This is a genomic window from Kitasatospora sp. NPDC059646 (assembly GCF_042734615.1).
In the GTDB taxonomy this organism is placed as follows: domain Bacteria; phylum Actinomycetota; class Actinomycetes; order Streptomycetales; family Streptomycetaceae; genus Kitasatospora.
On record NZ_JBHWDS010000024.1, the window covers coordinates 60,207 to 76,067 of the forward strand.

15 protein-coding genes are annotated in these 15,861 nt (G+C 75.7%); 9 read left to right on the forward strand and 6 right to left on the reverse strand.

What is annotated here, in order from left to right; all coding sequences use genetic code 11:
• The first annotated feature begins 16 nt into the window (after window positions 1-16).
• Window positions 17-1,249, forward strand: a complete 1,233-nt coding sequence (locus tag ACFV1L_RS19045) for a multidrug effflux MFS transporter (protein ID WP_380367234.1) — start codon at window positions 17-19, stop codon at window positions 1,247-1,249.
• 30 nt (window positions 1,250-1,279) lie between these two features.
• Here the strand turns inward: ACFV1L_RS19045 and ACFV1L_RS19050 are convergent, their stop codons facing one another.
• On the reverse strand, window positions 1,280-1,903 hold the full coding sequence (locus tag ACFV1L_RS19050; protein WP_380367235.1) for a hypothetical protein: 624 nt from the start codon (window positions 1,901-1,903) through the stop codon (window positions 1,280-1,282).
• A complete protein-coding gene (locus tag ACFV1L_RS19055) occupies window positions 1,900-2,349 on the reverse strand; it encodes a nucleoside deaminase (RefSeq protein ID WP_380367237.1) in 450 nt (149 codons plus the stop codon). The genes ACFV1L_RS19050 and ACFV1L_RS19055 overlap by 4 nt, the downstream gene beginning before the upstream one ends.
• Window positions 2,350-2,590: 241 nt before the next feature.
• Here ACFV1L_RS19055 and ACFV1L_RS19060 point away from each other — a divergent pair, with 241 nt between their 5' ends.
• Window positions 2,591-4,093 carry an IPT/TIG domain-containing protein gene (locus ACFV1L_RS19060; protein ID WP_380367239.1) on the forward strand — a complete coding sequence of 501 codons (1,503 nt, stop codon included), beginning with the start codon at window positions 2,591-2,593 and terminating at the stop codon, window positions 4,091-4,093.
• A 7-nt stretch (window positions 4,094-4,100) separates the two neighbouring features.
• On the opposite strand, the gene ACFV1L_RS19065 is transcribed toward ACFV1L_RS19060, so the two are convergent.
• Window positions 4,101-5,186 (reverse strand): DUF5937 family protein, encoded by a 1,086-nt coding sequence (locus tag ACFV1L_RS19065; RefSeq protein WP_380367240.1) that lies wholly within the window; start codon window positions 5,184-5,186, stop codon window positions 4,101-4,103.
• A gap of 188 nt (window positions 5,187-5,374) precedes the next feature.
• Here ACFV1L_RS19065 and ACFV1L_RS19070 point away from each other — a divergent pair, with 188 nt between their 5' ends.
• Together ACFV1L_RS19070 and ACFV1L_RS19075 are read left to right on the forward strand one after the other, a co-directional pair.
• Window positions 5,375-5,938 (forward strand): hypothetical protein, encoded by a 564-nt coding sequence (locus ACFV1L_RS19070; RefSeq protein ID WP_380367242.1) that lies wholly within the window; start codon window positions 5,375-5,377, stop codon window positions 5,936-5,938.
• Window positions 5,935-8,196, forward strand: a complete 2,262-nt coding sequence (locus tag ACFV1L_RS19075) for a M48 family metalloprotease (RefSeq protein ID WP_380367244.1) — start codon at window positions 5,935-5,937, stop codon at window positions 8,194-8,196. The genes ACFV1L_RS19070 and ACFV1L_RS19075 overlap by 4 nt, the downstream gene beginning before the upstream one ends.
• 175 nt (window positions 8,197-8,371) lie before the next feature.
• On the opposite strand, the gene ACFV1L_RS19080 is transcribed toward ACFV1L_RS19075, so the two are convergent.
• A complete protein-coding gene (locus tag ACFV1L_RS19080) occupies window positions 8,372-9,583 on the reverse strand; it encodes a cytochrome P450 (RefSeq protein ID WP_380367308.1) in 1,212 nt (403 codons plus the stop codon).
• A 303-nt stretch (window positions 9,584-9,886) separates the two neighbouring features.
• Between ACFV1L_RS19080 and ACFV1L_RS19085 the strand changes: the two genes are divergently transcribed.
• The 3 genes from ACFV1L_RS19085 to ACFV1L_RS19095 all read left to right on the forward strand — a co-directional run bounded on the left by ACFV1L_RS19085 (window position 9,887) and on the right by ACFV1L_RS19095 (window position 13,396).
• Window positions 9,887-11,131 carry an MFS transporter gene (locus ACFV1L_RS19085; RefSeq protein ID WP_380367246.1) on the forward strand — a complete coding sequence of 415 codons (1,245 nt, stop codon included), beginning with the start codon at window positions 9,887-9,889 and terminating at the stop codon, window positions 11,129-11,131.
• A gap of 21 nt (window positions 11,132-11,152) precedes the next feature.
• Window positions 11,153-12,091, forward strand: coding sequence for an EI24 domain-containing protein (locus ACFV1L_RS19090; protein ID WP_380367247.1), 939 nt, complete (start codon window positions 11,153-11,155; stop codon window positions 12,089-12,091).
• A 72-nt stretch (window positions 12,092-12,163) separates the two neighbouring features.
• The gene (locus tag ACFV1L_RS19095; RefSeq protein ID WP_380367249.1) at window positions 12,164-13,396 is read left to right on the forward strand and encodes a cytochrome P450; all 1,233 of its coding nucleotides are present in this window, start codon (window positions 12,164-12,166) and stop codon (window positions 13,394-13,396) included.
• An 82-nt stretch (window positions 13,397-13,478) separates the two neighbouring features.
• Here ACFV1L_RS19095 and ACFV1L_RS19100 read toward each other — a convergent pair whose 3' ends face one another.
• A complete protein-coding gene (locus ACFV1L_RS19100; RefSeq protein WP_035867987.1) occupies window positions 13,479-13,736 on the reverse strand; it encodes a hypothetical protein in 258 nt (85 codons plus the stop codon).
• 145 nt (window positions 13,737-13,881) lie between these two features.
• On the opposite strand from ACFV1L_RS19100, the gene ACFV1L_RS19105 reads away from it, so the two are divergent.
• Window positions 13,882-14,208 (forward strand): antibiotic biosynthesis monooxygenase family protein, encoded by a 327-nt coding sequence (locus tag ACFV1L_RS19105; protein WP_380367250.1) that lies wholly within the window; start codon window positions 13,882-13,884, stop codon window positions 14,206-14,208.
• A gap of 27 nt (window positions 14,209-14,235) precedes the next feature.
• Here the strand turns inward: ACFV1L_RS19105 and ACFV1L_RS19110 are convergent, their stop codons facing one another.
• Window positions 14,236-14,697, reverse strand: coding sequence for an Lrp/AsnC family transcriptional regulator (locus ACFV1L_RS19110; protein WP_380367251.1), 462 nt, complete (start codon window positions 14,695-14,697; stop codon window positions 14,236-14,238).
• A gap of 125 nt (window positions 14,698-14,822) precedes the next feature.
• Here ACFV1L_RS19110 and ACFV1L_RS19115 point away from each other — a divergent pair, with 125 nt between their 5' ends.
• Entirely contained in the window at window positions 14,823-15,452 is a 630-nt protein-coding gene (locus tag ACFV1L_RS19115; protein ID WP_380367252.1) for a LysE family translocator, read from the forward strand.
• Window positions 15,453-15,861 lie beyond the last annotated feature (409 nt).

Sequence of the window (15,861 nt, forward strand, 5' to 3'; positions counted from 1 at the left end):
CCGTCCAGGAGCACGGATGTCGACCCTGCCCGGGGCGCGGGTGCCGAACGCGCAGGCCGTGCCTGCCGTGACGCTCACCGCGACGCTCGCCCTGCTGTCGTTCCTGATGCCGCTCGCCACGGACATGTACCTTCCGGCGTTCCCGCGGATGATCGGCGAACTGGGCACCACGGCCTCCGGCGTGCAGTCGACGCTCACCGCGTTCCTGATCGGTTCGGGGGCGGGGCAACTGGTGCTCGGGCCGCTGTCGGACCGGCTCGGGCGGCGTCGGCCGATCCTGGTCGGGGCTGCCGTGTGCACGGTGGCGACGGCGCTGTGCGCGGTCGCGCCGGGCCTTCCGGTGCTGGTGGTGCTGCGGTTCGTGGCCGGGTTCTCCGGCGCGGCCGGTCTGGTGGTGGGGCGCGCCGTGGTCGCCGATCTGGCGTCGGGGGTCGTCGCGGCCAGGCTGTTCGGGGTGCTGATGGCGCTCGGCGGGATCGCGCCGGTGGTCGCGCCGCTGGCGGGCGGCGCCGTGGTGGGCGGGGCGGGCGGCTGGCGGGGGGTGTTCTGGGTGCTGGCGGCCGTTTCGGCGGTGATGTTCCTGGCCGCGCTGGTGTTCCTGCCGGAGAGTCTCCCCGTGGCGCGGCGGCGGTCCGGGGATCCGGCTGCGACCGTCCGGGCGGCCGGGGCGGTGCTCACCGACCGGGTCTACCTCGGGTACGCGTTCGCGTTCACGTTCGGCTGCGGTGCGGTGTTCTGCTACCTGGCCGGGTCGCCGTTCCTGCTGCAGAACGTCCTCGGGTTCGGGGTCGGCGGGGCGTCGCTCGCGTTCTCGGCGGGGGCGCTGGCCGCCGCGGTGTCGAGCGCGGTCGGCGCGAGGCTGGTCGGCCGGCACACCCCGGACCGGTTGCTGCGGATCGGGCTGGCCGTGCTGCTGGTGGCGACGTGCGCCGCGCTGGTGCTCGCGTCGGCCGGGCGGCTCGACCGCGTCCCGGCGCTGTCGCTGGTCGTTCTGGCCTTCCTCGGTCTGGGCCAGGTCTTCGGTACGGCGACCGCGCTCGCCGTCGGGCGGGTGCCGTACGCCGCCGGCACCGGCTCCGCCGTCCTCGGCGCGTTGCAGAGCGCCTTCGGCGCGGCGGTCGCCCCGCTGGTGGGCCTGGGCGGGGAGGACACGGCGGTGCCGATGTTCGTCGGCATGGCGGGCTGCTCGCTGCTGGCGGTGCTGTCGCTGCTGCTGACCCGTGGCGGTGGACCGGTGCCGGAGCACTGAGGGGTGGCGCGGCGCCGGTTTCGGGTGCGGTCAGCGGTGGTGGTCGGCGAGGGCCGTGATGCGGGCGGCGAGCGGGGCGAGGGCGGGGTCCTGGCGGGTGGCGGCGGCGGTGAGGCGGTGGAGGTCGGCGTAGGGGTCGCCGGTGGTGCGGTGGGGGAGGCCGAGGCGGGCGAAGGCGCGGGCGATCAGTCCGTGGGCGGTGGCGGGGCGGCGGCGGGCGAGGGCCTTGGCGGCGGCGACGGCGTTGGCGAGGGCGCTGGCGGGACGGGACCACTCGGTGTCGTCGGCGCGGGCGGCCGGGTTCTCGACGTCGTAGCCGGGGTCGTCGGCGACGGACGCGGCGCGCACGTCGAGGTCGAGCCGCCAGAACAGCGGGACGCCGGAGAAGCGGACGAACAGCAGGCGGCGGCGGTCGGAGTGCAGGAAGTCCGGGTCGCTGCGCACCTGTTCGACGGGGCGGACGGCGGCGAGCGCGGCCGTCCCGGCGGCGAGGCAGGACGGGAACGCGGCGTCCGGCACCACCCAGCGGAGGTCGATGTCGCTGAACCGGTCGGCGGTGCCGGCGGCGAGGGAGCCGAGCAGGTCGGTGGTGGAGCCCTCGCAGCAGCCTTCGAGGGCGGTGCGGACGGCGGCGGCCAGGGCCTCGCGGGTCATGCGCCGATGTCCTCGTGCCACAGGTCGGGGCGGGCGGTGATGAAGTCGGTCATCAGGCGCACGCAGTGCGGGTCGTTCAGCAGGGTGATGCCGGTGCCGTGTTCGGCCAGCCAGTTGTGGCCGCCGGTGAAGGTGACGGACTCGCCGATGACGACGTGGCCGATGCCGAACTGCCGGACCAGGCCGGAGCAGTACCAGCAGGGGGAGAGCGTGGTGACCATCACCGTGTCCCGGTAGCCGCGCAGGCGGCCGGCGGCGCGGAACGCGGCGGTCTCGGCGTGCATGGACGGATCGCCGTCCTGGACGCGGCGGTTGTGGCCGCGCCCGAGCAGTTCGCCGTTCAGGCCGAACAGCGCCGCTCCGATCGGGACGCCGCCCTCGGCGAGGCCGAGGCGGGCCTCCGCGACCGCGACCGTCAGCCACTCGTGGGCCTGATCCTCCGTCACCCGACCGTCCACCGGCCACCTCCTCCTGTCCGCAGCCGTCTACCCGCTCGTTGCGGGGCTCACCGCCGGCGGGGCGTTGTTCGCCCGATGGGGTGTTCGCCGCGGGCCCGGCGCGGTGGACCGAAGGGCTGAACCCGGCCTCCCGCCGGGCGGGCGTGCGGTCGGCCGCCGGGGGCCGAACCTACGTTGGGGGCGACCCGTCCGGTCTGCTGGGCGCCGGGCGCTGATCCGAGGAGTGGGCATGACGGCAGAACCGATCCCGTCGCCGGCCGCGCTGGCGATGACGCTGGCCGCGATCGCGGCGACGGGGGCGACCCCGCGGCCGTCGGGGGAGTCCCTGTCGGAGCAGCACCTGCGGATCTCCGTCGGCATCGCCCGGCAGTTGTCGGACCGTTCGCTGGCGACGCAGGGCAGCTGGGAGCTGGTGTGGCTCGGGCTGAGCCCGTACAACGCGAACCTGGTGTACGTCGCGCGGAACCTCCACGACCAGAACGTGCTGGCGGTGGTCGTCCGCGGGACGGACGCCGAGGTCGCCGACCTGCTGGAGGACCTGGACGTCGGCACGGTCGTCCCGTTCACCACCGGCGGGTCGTCCCGGCCGCTGTCCGTGTCGAAGGGCGCGATGGCGGCGCTCACCGAGGTGCTCGGCATGGTCGACGCGCCCGCGCCGTCCGGCCGCGGCCTGGAGCAGGCGCTGGCCGGCCTGGTCGCGGACGCGCCCGGGCAGGCGTCGGTGTACGTGATCGGCCACAGCCTGGGCGGCTGCATCGCGACCATGCTGGCGCTGCACCTGCGGGCCCGGCGCTGGGGCGGCCCGAAGCCGGACGTCGGCGTGATCACCTTCGCCGCGCCCACCGCCGGGCTGAAGGACTTCGCCGAGCACTTCGAGTCGGTGCAGTGGACGGTCAGCCGGCGGTACGTCAACGACTACGACCTGGTGCCGCGCGCCTGGGCCGACCTCGCCGCCGCCAAGAAGTGGTACCCGGCCGACCGCGGGCCGGTCGCGCCCGCCGACGTCAAGGACGTCCTGATCCCGGAGTTCGAGGCGCTCACCGGACCCAACACGTACGTCCAGCCGGGCCGGGCGGAGAGCCTGAACGGCGACTACCGGCACTACGACCACCACCTGGTGAAGAGCTCGACCGAGGACTTCCTCGGGCAGGTCGCCCACCAGCACGCCAACTCCACCTACCTGAAGCTGTTGAAGGCGCACGAGGTGCCCGCCGGCCCGGTGGTGGCGTCCGTCGAACCCGCCACCGGCGACGCGGGCACCACCGTCGTCGTCACCGGCCGCGGCTTCGACCCGGACAGCGTGGTCGACTTCGGCACCGTCGCGTGCGGGCTCTTCGAGGTCGAGGGCGACACCCGGATCACGGCCACCGCGCCCCCCGGGGCCGGCGTCGTCGACGTCCGGGTCACCAGCACGCTCGGCACCTCGCCCGCCGTACCGGCCGGGCAGTTCGCCTACGGCGGCCCGCAGCCCGTGCTGGTCACCGGCATCAGCCCCGACAGCGGGAAGGCCGGAACCACCGTCACCCTCACCGGCACCGGCTTCGCCGACCACCCCGTGGTGTACTTCGGCACGCACCGGTCGGACTCCGTCAGCTACGAGTCGCCGACCCGGATCACCGCGACGGCACCGCGGTCCGGCTCACCGGACAGCAGGACCGTGGACGTCCGGGTGCTGGTGAACGGCTACCTGTCCCCGGCCGGGCCCGCCGACGAGTTCACCTACCCGGCCTGACCGCCCGTCAGCGCAGGACCGCGGCCAGCAGGTCGGCGCCGAGGGCGGCGGTGGCCGGCAGGTCCAGCGCGTGGTGGACGTAGCGGCCCCGGCGGCGGGCGGTGAGCAGCCCGGCGCGGCGCAGCGCCGCCAGGTGGCGGGAGACCTCGGGCGGGGTGAGGTCCCAGGCGTGGGCGAGCTCCCCGGTGGTGTGCGGCCCGCGCGCCAGCGTGCGGACCAGGCGCAGGCGGACCGGATGCGCGAGCGCCTCCAAGCGCTGCTGCACCAGCTCCAGCGGCACGTCGGCGGCGGGTACGCCGCCGGCCGCCGGGTACTGGACGACGGGCTGCCAGCCCGCGGCGTGGACGGCCACCAGGTGCGGGTGGCCGAAGACGCTCGGCAGGAAGGTGACGCCCGCCGGGCCGGCCGCCGTCGCCGAGTCCTGGAGCTTGTCGAGGACCAGCGAGCCGCCGTCCGGGGTGAGCGATACCGCCGCCGACACCTCGGCCAGCGCGGCCGGCAGGCCGTGACGGACCGTCAGGTCCGCCTTGGCGCGGACGTCCTGGCCGAGCCGGGCGGCCAGGGCCGGCCACTCGGCGTCGAAGAAGGCGTCCGCGCACTGCTCCAGGGTGTCCCGGATCCGGGCCCGGACGGACCCGGGATCGGTCAGCAGCCGGGCGGCGAACGCCTCCTGGCGCGGGCCGCGGGCCTGCGCCCGGTCCAGCGCGTCGGTCCGGGCGGCCGGGTCGTGCAGCGGCGAGCCGCCGGCGGGCGCCGGGCGGCGGGAGCCGCAGGTGGAGACCAGCGCCGTCCGGACGTACCGGTCGTCGTCGATCCGGTCGACGTCGTCGAGTTCTGCGGCCAGGGTGCCGCGCGGCCGGGCCGGCACCAGGAAGTCGGCGCGGGACGAGCGCCACAGGAACTCGGCCTCGTGCAGCCGGTCCGCGAGCTCCGGCCGCAGGTCTGCCCACACGGCGGCCGCCCACCCGGCGTGCTGCGGGTGGTGGTCGGGCGCGGCCAGCACGTGCAGCATCGCGGCGAGTTCGGCGAGCGGTGAGACGGCGAACCGGATCCGCTCCGGCGGCGTCCCGGTCAGGTCGATGCGCAGGGTCACCCGCTCATCCTCCCCTCCCGGCCGGCCGGACCGTCACCCGCCCGCCCGGCTCCCCCCGCCCTGGCGCCAACCCGGTTGCGCCGCACCGCAGTTGCCGCCGGAACGGAGCCGGCGGGGGTCTTGCGCACCGAGGAGCCGTGCGAAACGCTCGAACCGGGTCAGCGACGGTACGAGGGGGCGGGCCGGTCATGGGCGGGACGGAACACGGCGAGCGGACGCGGGAACTCGCCCGGGAGGCCGTGCGGCGGCTGGCGCCGCACGAGCTGGAACTCTTCGAGGAGACGGCCGACGTCTACTTCGAGGACCCGGCGGGCACGCTGGCCAGGGCCAGGCCCGAGCCGCTGGGCATCGGACTCGAGGTCGTCGCGGCCGGCGCCTGGACGCTGTTCGCCCTGCCGGTCGCCGCCTCGGTCGCCGGGAACCTGGCGACCGAAGCGCTGCGCGAAGGGCGCGGAAGGCGCTGGTGGCCGAGGCGCCGCGCCCGGTCGGACGGCGCGGCGGCGACCGAGGGCCCGCCGGCCGTCCCGGACCCGCAGGCCCTCCCCGGCCCGGCCGCTCCGGCCGAACTCGCCGCGGCGGACTTGGAGTTGATCCACCGGGTCGCGGTCGGCCGCGGCCTCGCGCTCGGCCTCCCGGTCGAACAGGCGCGACTCCTCGCCGACGCCATCGTGGGCGGCGTGGTCACCGGCCGGAACCGGGCCGGGAGCGACGACGGCCACGCACCCGGAGGCCCGGAGACCGGCGCCTCATGACCGGGGCCCCGGGCACCGCGGGCAGCGGCGGCCCGTTCGGGCTCCAGCACCCGTTCCGGCTGCCCTCCGGGACCTCACTGCGTTTCGCGCTGCTGATCCTGAGCACCTCCGTGGCCATCTCGGAGGCGCTCGGGAACACGATCACGACAGCGGCCTGGTTCCTGTTCCGGGGCGGCTCCCTGGACTCCCTCATCGACACGCTCGACTGCGCCCCGAGCGCCTTCGCCGAATTCGGCACCGACCCGGACGCGTTCACCCGCCGCTGCCAGGCATCGGTGAGCGCACCCGGCGCCGGGGCCGCCCTGAACCTCGCCCTGATCGTCGTCCTGTGGCTCGGCGTCGGCGTCACCCTCTGGCTGCTGCCCGCGTACCGGCTGCGCCGCCGCCGGCTGCGCCCCTTCCGGCCCGGCGCCCACCCCGAGATCCGGCGGACGCTCGACGCACTCGTGCAGGTCGCCGAACTGCCCTGCGCGGTACGGTTCGTCGTCGACTGGCGCGACCAGCGCCTCACCGGCCTCGCCTTCGGGAGGGTCGGCCGCCGCCACGTGCTGCTCAGCCGCGGCCTGCTGCAACTCCACCGCAGCGACCCCGAGGCGTTCCGGGAGATCGTCCTGCACGAACTGGCGCACCTGCGCAACCGCGACGTCGACATCGCCTTCGTCACCCTGGTCTGCCAGCGGCTGTTCGTCTACGCGATCGCCGTCCCGATGGCGGTGCTCACACCCGGCGCCGTCCTGGTCAGCCTGGTGCTGCTGCCGGGCGGAGCGATCTTCCAGCTCATGGTGGCGGTCACCCAGGGCGCGCTGGCGATCACCGTCGCCTGCGCGAGCGCCGCGGTGCTGCGCTCCCGCGAACTCCACGCGGACGCCCGGGTCGCCCTGTGGACCGGCGGCGCGCCCGCGCTGCGGCAGCTGCTCCGCTCCCAGCAGGCGAGCGAGCAGTACCGGCCCCGGCGACCGCCGCACCGCCGGACGCACCCGTCGGCGGCGGAGCGGCTGGCCGCACTCGCCAACCCGGCGCTGCTCTTCCGGTTCTCCGCCTGGGAGGCGTTCGGCCTGGCGCTGTCCGGCTCGCTCGTCCACCTGAAGGCCGCGCAGTGGACCACGGCCGCCGTCGGCCTGGGCAGCGACGACGTGCTGGGCGCCGCCTTCGCCGCGACGGCGCTCGGCGGCAGCCTGGGTGCGGGCATCTGGCGGACCACCCTCGCCGCCCACCTGGACCGCACCGCCTGGCCCGGCGCGCACCGCACGGGACTGGCCGTCGGCGGCGGACTCGCCCTCGGCGCGTGCATGGACGAGCGGCACTTCACCGCCCTCGCGATGGGCGTCGCCGACCCGCTGCCGGTGCAGTCCTCCTGGTGGCTGCTCCTCGGCGTCGTCGGGTACGGCTTCGTGCGGTGGAACGCCGCACTCGCCCGGACCTGGGCGCCGCTGGTGCTCGCCGCCCGCCGGCCGCTGCTGCCGATCGCGGTGTCCACGGCGGCCGGCGCCGTCCTGCTGGCGCTCTGGCTCGGCAGCGTCTACCCGCTGGGAACGCCCGGCTTCGGCCTGCTGCCGCTGCCCCGGCCCCTGAACCTGCTGCCGACCCCGCTCGACCACCTCGGCTACGCGTTCTCCGTGGTCGCCGTGGTCCCGCCGCCACCGGTCGTCCTCGCCGTGGTCGCGGCGACGGCCGCCCTGCCGCTCGCCGCGCCGTTCGGGAGACGGATCCTGCGCCGGGCACGAACCGGGCCGGGGCCGGAGCGGTTCCTGCTGCGGCCGCCGCCCCCCGACCTCGCGGCGGCGCTGGTCGTGGTGGTGCGCCAGGCCCCGCTGCGCGCGGTGGGGCACGGCATCGCCCTCGGCGCGGCCGCCGGAGCCGCCCTCTGGCTGGCGCACGTCGTCAGCGCCGCGGTCTTCCCGCTCCCCATCGAGTGGCTGGGCAGCGAGATCAGCCTGTACTTCGTGCCCGTCGCGATGCTGCTGCAACTGGCGGTGGGCCTGGTCGCGGCCCGCCTGGCCCCGGACCGCGACCTGCGCGCCCTGCACGGCGTCCTCGCGGCCCTGGGGGCGGGCCTGGTCCTCCCGGTCGCGGCGATGACCGCCCGCGACCACTTCGCCTGCGTCCGCTGGGGCACCGCCCATCCCGCGTGCACCTGGAACCCGCTGGCCGAGGTGGGCTTCGAGACGCCGGTGATCATGGCGTGGGCCGCCGCCCTCGCCCTGCTGGTGCTGCCCGCCGTGACGGCGCTGGCCGACGGCGTCCGCCGGCGCCGGTGAGCACGTCGGCGCGGCACCCGCACCCGGCCGGCGGGCCCGGTCCGGTACCCGGACGTACGGCACGGACCGGCCGACCGTGCAGGTGCCGGGGAACGGCCGCGGACCGGACCGGCCGCCTCGGCGGCCCGGTCCGGTCCCACGGCGACGTGCCGCCGCCGTCAGGGCGGCCGGTCGGTCAGCGCGACGCGTCCAGGACGACCGGCAGGGTGCGGTGCCCGTTGGAGATCAGCGACTCGACCGGCTCCAGCGCGGCGCCCGGAGCGAGCGCCAGCCCCGGGAAGCGCTCGAACAGCGCGCGCAGCGCCGTCCGGGCCTCCAGCCGGGCCAGCGGGGCGCCGAGACAGAAGTGCGGGCCGTGCCCGAACGCCAGGTGGTCCTTGACCGGACGGGTGACGTCGAACACCGCTCCGCTGTCGCCGTGCCGCGCCGGGTGGCGGCCGGCCGCCGCGTAGGACGCCAGGATCGGCTCGCCCCGGTGGACGGTCACCCCGCCCGGCAGCTCGATGTCCGCCAGCGCGTACCGCATCGGCAGGTGCGCCAGCGGCGACTCCCGGCGCAGCGACTCCTCCACCACGTCGTCCCAGCCGGCCTTGCCCTCGCGGACCAGCGCCAGCTGGTCGGGGTGGGTGAGCAGCAGGGCGATGGCGTTGTCGATCAGGTTGACGGTGGTCTCGTAGCCCGCCGCGACCACCAGCATGACGGTGTCGAGCAGCTCCTCCTCGGTGAGCGCGCCGCCGTCGCCCTCGGTGTCGCGGGCGGCGATCAGCAGGGAGGTCATGTCGTCGCCGGGCCGCTCGCGCCTGCCCGCGACCAGTGCCGCGATCACCTCGTACAGCGCCACGTTGTTGGCCTGCGACTCCGCCGGGCCGAGGGTGGTGTCGAACACCCCTTCGACGTGGTGCCCGAAGCTCTCGCGCAGTTCGTCGGGCAGCCCGAGCAGGTGGGAGATGACCAGGATCGGCAGCGCGCGGGCCAACTCCTGCCGCAGGTCCACCGGCGTCCCGTCGGCGCCGGCGGCGGCGACCGCGTCGAGCAGCCCGGCCGTCATGCCCTCGATGCGGTCGGCCAGGCCGGCGACCTGACGGGGCGTGAACGCGGCGCTGACCAGGCGGCGCAGCCGGCGGTGGTGCTCGACGTCCGTGGTGGACATGTTGCGGGCCGTCACCCACAGGGCCAGCGGCCAGCCGGCCGCCACCCGCTCGTAGTCGGGCCAGTGCTGCGGGCCGTTCTTGGCGATGCGCGGGTCCTTGAGCAGTTCCTCCAGCAGGTCCGGGTCGGACACCGCCCACGCCTGCACGCCCAGGATGTCGGCCGGCGTGGCGGGCCCGCGGCCGATCAGTTCGGCGGTCTCGGCGTCGCGGGCCCGGCCGGTGGGGTCCAGGACCAGCAGCGAGTGATCGACCGGGCACTTCAGCGGGCGGTTCAGCGAGGCCGTCGGATTCTCCAACTGACGCTCCACGAAAGCTCCTTCAGACGGGTGGGGACGCGGGTTCGGGCGCGTTCCGTCGAGAATCGCCCGCAGCTTCGCGGGCTGTCGAGTGCGCATCGCCCGGGCCCCCGCGCGCCGGACGCGCCCCTGCTCAGCGCCCCTTTCCCCGCCAACTCCGGCGTTGCCCGACCGGCTCTTCCCGATTGACGAGGACCGTCAACCGGCGTGACCCGCACCGGCCCCGCGGAGACGGTGGGCGGCATGACGACGATCACCACCTCCCGGCCGACGCCCCGCCGGCTCGTGCGGGCCGCCGGCGGGGCGCGCTACGCGGTGGCGCTGGCCGTGGACGCGGTCGGCACCGGCCTGTTGCGGCCCTTCCTGCTGCTGTACGGCATCACCGTGCTCCACCTCGGCGCGGCGACCACCGGCCTGGCCATGACGGCGGGGATCGTCGCCGGCCTGGCCGCCATGCCGCCGCTCGGCCGCTGGCTCGACCGGGGCGCGCGCAGTTCCGCCGTCGCCGCGGCCATGCTGGTGCGGGTGGCGGGCGTCGCGGTGCTGCTCGCCACCCCGCCCGGGAACGCGGCGCTGTTCGCGGTGGCCGCGCTGATCCTCGGCGTCGGCAACCAGGCCTGGCCCGCCGCGCACGCCGCACTGGTCGCCACCGTCTCCGACGGCGGCCTGCGCGACGCCGCGCTCGCCGCCGCCCGCGCCGTGCGCAACGCCGGCCTCGGCGTCGGCGCGCTGCTGGCGACGGTCTGCCTGAGCGGGGGAGCGCCCGCCCTGCGCGCGCTGGCGGCGGTCTCGGGCGCCGGATTCCTGGCGGCGGCCCTGCTGGCCCACTCGGTGCGGGTGACGGCCGCCCCCGCGCCGCCGACCGCCGCCCCGACCGCGCCGCCGACCGCCCGGACGGCCGAGCGCGCGCTCGGCGCCGTGCTGCTGGCCAACGTGGTGTACGTGTTCTGCCTGAACGTCCCCGAAGTGGCGCTGCCGCTGGTCCTGGTGACGGTCCTGCACGCCTCCCCGGCCTGGTCGGCGGCGGTCTTCGTCACCAACACGGTGCTGGTGGTGGCCCTCCAACTTCCCGTCACCGCCTGGGCGGCGGCCCGCTGGTCGCGCGGCACGGTGCTGGCCCTGTCCGGCGCCGTCCTGGCCGCGAGCTACCTCGGCTTCCTGCTGGCCGCCCCGTTCGGCCCGCTCGCCGTGGCCCTGGTGTCGGTGCCCTGCACGCTCGGCGAGATCCTGTACGCGGGCAGCTCCACCGCCCTGGTCACCGCGCTGGCCCCGGCGCCCGTGCTCGGCCGCGCCCTGGCCCGCTTCCAGCTCTCCACCGGCCTGGGCCTCGCGGTCTCGCCGGCCGCCATCACCGCCCTCGCCGCCGTCGGCCCGCTCGCCCTCTGGGGCACCCTGGCCGCCGCCACCCTCGGCGCGTCCGCCGCCGTCCGCCGGGCCGCGGGCGGCGTCCCGCGCGGCCGGAACCGGGTTGGCGCCCCGGCGACTTGACGGTTCCTTTAAGGTGCGGGAATGCGAGATTTCGGGGCGGGACTGCGGTTCCTGTTCAACGGGCAACGATGGGTGGCACGGCACGGCCGCTGGTGGGGCTTCGGCCTGATCCCGGCGCTGATCACCCTGGTCGGCTACCTGGCCGCGATGGCGGTCCTGATCGTCTACGCGGGCGACCTGGCCTCCTGGGCGACACCGTTCGCCGACGACTGGTCGCAGCCGTGGCGCGACATCGTCCGGGTGACGGTCGGCGCGGCGGCCGTCGGCATGGGCGGGCTGCTGGCCGTGCTGACCTTCACGGCGGTCACGCTGCTGATCGGCGAGCCGTTCTACGAGTCGCTGTCGGCCAAGGTCGAGGAGACCGAGGGCGGCGGCCCGCAGGGACCCGACCTGCCGCTGTGGCGCGAGCTCTGGATCGCCGCCAAGGACAGCCTGGCGGTGCTGCTGCGCGCCGCCGGCTTCGGCGTCCTGCTGTTCCTGTGCGGGTTCATCCCCGTGGTCGGCCAGACCGTCGTCCCGGTGGTCGGCGTGTGCGTCTCGGGCTTCTTCCTGACCGTCGAACTGACCGGCACGCCGCTGCAGAAGCGCGGCCTGGCGCAGAAGGAGCGGCTGCGGCTGCTGCGCTCCCGCACGGGCCTGGCGGTCGGTTTCGGCGCCGGCCTGGTGCTGCTGTTCCTGATCCCGGTGCTGACCGTGCTCGCGATGCCCGGCGCGGTGGCCGGCGCCACGCTGCTGGCCCGCGAGATCGCCCCGCACGAGGAGCCCGCCGAGGAGCCGTCCGGTGACGACCCGTCCGCGGCGGACGGCGGGCCCGGCCACGACGGCCCGCCCCCGTACCCGCAGCAGCCGTACCCCCACCCCGGCCCGTACCAGCAGCCGTACGCCGACCCGTACCGGCAGCCGTACGCGAATCCCTACCAGCAGCCCGGCCCCGGCGACCCGGGGCAGGGCCGGCCGTAGGGCGGATTCGAACCCCTTACCGAACGCGACGGGGATTTGACGTAGCGTCACCGACTGCGCGATAACGTCCCCATGTCCGTATCCGTGGATGCCGCTCCGCGCGGCATTGACCTCGGCGACCCGGCGTTCTGGCGGCTCCCCGAGAAGTTGCGCGTCGACGCGTTCGCCCGCCTGCGGGAGCGCCCGGGACCGGTCGCCTTCACCGACCGGGCGACCGGGCGGCGCTGCTGGGCGCTGGTCAGGCACGCCGACGTGATGACGGCCAGCCGGTCCCCCGAGGTGTACATCTCGGGGCCCGGCGTGACCTCGCCGGAGCCGGCCCGCTGGGTGCGGACCGTCTTCGGCGACTCCATGGTCAACCTCGACGACCCGCAGCACGCCGACCTGCGCCGGGTGGTCGGCCGGGCGTTCACGCCCCGCCTGCTCGCCCAGGTCGAGCAGGACATCGCCCGGACCGCGGCCCGCCTGGTCGACCGGCTGGAGCACGAACGCCCCACCGACTTCGTCTCGGCCGTCGCCGGGGAACTCCCGTACCAGGTGATCTGCTCGATGATGGGCATCCCCGAGGCCCAGCGCCGCGCCATCCTGGCCCGGATCAACCGGGCCTCCGCCTCGGCGGGGATGGCCCGGCGCGGCCTGCGGGTCCCCGGCCGCGGCCTGCACGCGCTCGCCGCGATGCACCTGACGGTCGCCGCCCTCGGCCGCGAGCGGCGCCGCCGCCCGACCGGCGACCTGATCTCCGCGCTGGTCACCGCCGACGTGGACGGCCGCCGGCTCGGCTCGCGCGAACTCGGCGCGTTCTTCTCGCTGCTGCTGGTCGCCGGCGTGGAGACCACCCGCAATGCGCTCGCCCACGGCCTGCACCTGCTCACCGCCCATCCCGACCAGCGCGAGCTGCTGCTCGGCGACCTGGACGCCCACCTGCCCGGCGCGGTCGAGGAGATCGTCCGGCACTCCACGCCGATCGTGCAGTTCCGGCGCACCGTCGCCGTCGACCACAAGCTGTCCGGGATCCGGCTGGCCGCCGGCGACAAGGTGGTGCTGTTCTACGGCTCCGCCAACCGCGACGAGGCGGTGTTCGACCGCGCCGACGCCTTCGACATCACCCGCTCGCCCAACCCGCACCTCGGCTTCGGCGGCGGCGGCCCGCACTTCTGCCTCGGCGCCCACCTGGCCCGCCAGGAGATGCGCACCCTGCTGCGCGAACTGTTCACCCGCCTGCCCGGGATCCGCTCCACCGGCGAACCGGAGCTCGTCCCGTCCTCGTTCGACCACCGGGTCCGCGCCCTGCGCTTCACCTTCTGAGCGGCCCCGTTCGCCCCGGGCACGGACGAGGGGCGGCCACCGCCTCCGGTGGCCGCCCCGTGCGGCGTGCTGCCCTCGCAGGTCAGGACGGGTGGGCACCCACCGCGTCGCGGACCTCCGCGCCCAGCACGCTGTTCGCCCGGGCGCAGTTCGCACAGCAGAAGAACCGCCCCGCGACCTCCACGCCGTGGCCGACGATCCGCACCGTGCACTGCTCGCAGCGCGGCGCCAGCTTCTCCATCGCGCACTCGAAACTGTCGAAGACGTAGGTGTCGCCGGTGATCGTCTTGATCTCGAAGGACAGCCAGTAGTCGTTCTGGCACACCACGCAGACCGCCATGTCGGGCTCCTCTCGCCGTACGGGTCCACCGCCGAGTCTTGGCCCGGACCGCACCGGCGGCAATCGGCGGCGGTCCGAACGGCTCCCGGTCGGGCATACCGTCCGATAATGGTCAGCAGGGCCCGGGCCAGCCGAGGAGGCCGAGATGATCATTCGAATCTGGGAGGCGCACGTCTCCCCGCTCCGGGTCGAGGAGTTCTGCGCCCGGCTCGCCTCGACCGTCATGCCCGGCTTCGACCAGTGGGACGGCTTCCTCGGCGGCGAACTGCTCCGCGCCGTCTCCGACGACGACCACCGGGTCCAGATGATCACCCGCTGGCGCGACGAGGACGCCCTGCGCGCCTACGCCGGCCCGATGTGGCGGATCCGCCCGGTCTGGTCCGAAGGCGAACTCCACGACCTCGAACACCCGCCCACCGTCGGCCACTTCGAGTCGCTGCGGCGGATCGGCACGCTCCCCGACGACGGCTGACCCGCCGACGGCCCGGCCCGGTCCGGTTCAGCCCCGGTCCACCGGGATGCCGCGATCGGCCTTCACCTGCTTCATCGTCAGATGCGAATGCACCTGCGCGATGCCCGGCAGGCTCGACAGCACATCGGTGACGAACCGCTCGTACGCCGTCAGATCCGCGACCGCGACCCGCAGCAGGTAGTCCGGGTCGCCGAACAGCCGGTGCGCCTCGACCACCTCCGGCAGCTCCGCGACCCGACGTTCGAACTCGGCGACCGTCGAACGGTCCTCGTGGCGCATCACCACCGTCACGAACGGCTGGAACCCGCGACCGACCGCCACCGGATCGAGCTGCGCGCGGTACCCGCGGATCACGCCCTGCTGCTCCAGGAGACGCACCCGGCGCAGGCACGGCGACGGCGTCAGGCCCACCCGGTCGGCGAGTTCGGCATTGGTCAGCCGGCCGTCCTGCTGGAGCTCGTGGAGGATTCTGCGATCGAGGCGGTCCATGGCGCAACATTCTGCCTCACGGGTGGCCTGACCAGCGAAAACGGGCCATCGGCTGCCAGCGCCGGAGCGATAGCGTCCGGGAGGTCGCGCCCCGCGACCACCCCCGACGCGAAACCGAAGGTGCCATGGACCCGCACGCCCTGTTGCTCTTCCTCGGCGTGGACCTGCTGCTGGTCTGCACCCCCGGACCCGACTGGCTCTACATCGCCGCCCGCGGCCTCGGCCAGGGCCGCGCCGCCGCCCTCACCGCCGTCACGGGCGTCTGCGCCGGCTACGCCGTCCACACCGTGCTCTCCGCCGCCGGACTCGCCGCCGCGCTCCGGGCCCTGCCCGGCCTGCTCCCCGTCCTGCGCCTGGGCGGCGCGGCGTACCTGGTCTTCCTCGCCGTCACCATGCTGCTCAGCCTCCGCCGGAGCGGTTCCACCGGGGCGCTCGCCGCCGCCGGCCCCCAGCCCACCCCCGTGGTGCTGCGCCAGTCCCTGCTCACCGCCCTGCTCAACCCCAAGGGCCTGCTCCTCTACCTCTCCCTCGTCCCCCAGTTCGTCACCCCCGGCGCCACCCTCCCCGTCGGCGCCCAGGTGGCCGCCCTAGGCGCCGTCAACGTCCTCTCCTGCGCCACCGTCTACACCGCCGTCGCCCTCACCACCGCCCGCCTCGCCACCCGCCTCAGCACCACCCCCGCCGCCGCCCGCCGCCTCTCCGCCGTCTCCGCCGTCCTCCTCCTCGCCGTAGCCGGAGTGACCGCCGCCACCTGACCCCGGCCCCGGCGCATGCCGCGCGGCCTTTTGCCCGCCGAGAGGCCCCTGCCCGGCTCCGCCCGTGCGGCTGCCCTCCGCAGACTTGCGCGCAGCGCCGGCCCTGCTCCCTCTACGGAGTCGCCGCCCGTGCGCAGGGCCGGGCTCGCCGGACGCCAAGGTGGGCCTGGCCTGTGTGCTGCTCCCGAACGCTGCCCGCAGCGGTGACGCCGTTTCCCTCGGGTCGCCGCCCGTGTGCAGCGCCCGACTTCCCGGCCGCGGACAGTGGGCCCGTCCGGGTTGGGCTGGTCCTGTGTGCCCTCGGCTCGCACGCTGCGCGCAGCGCCGGCCCTGCTCCCTCTACGGAGTCGCCGCCCGTGCGCAGGGCCGGGCTCGCCGGACGCCAAGGTGGGCCTGGCCTGTGTGCTGC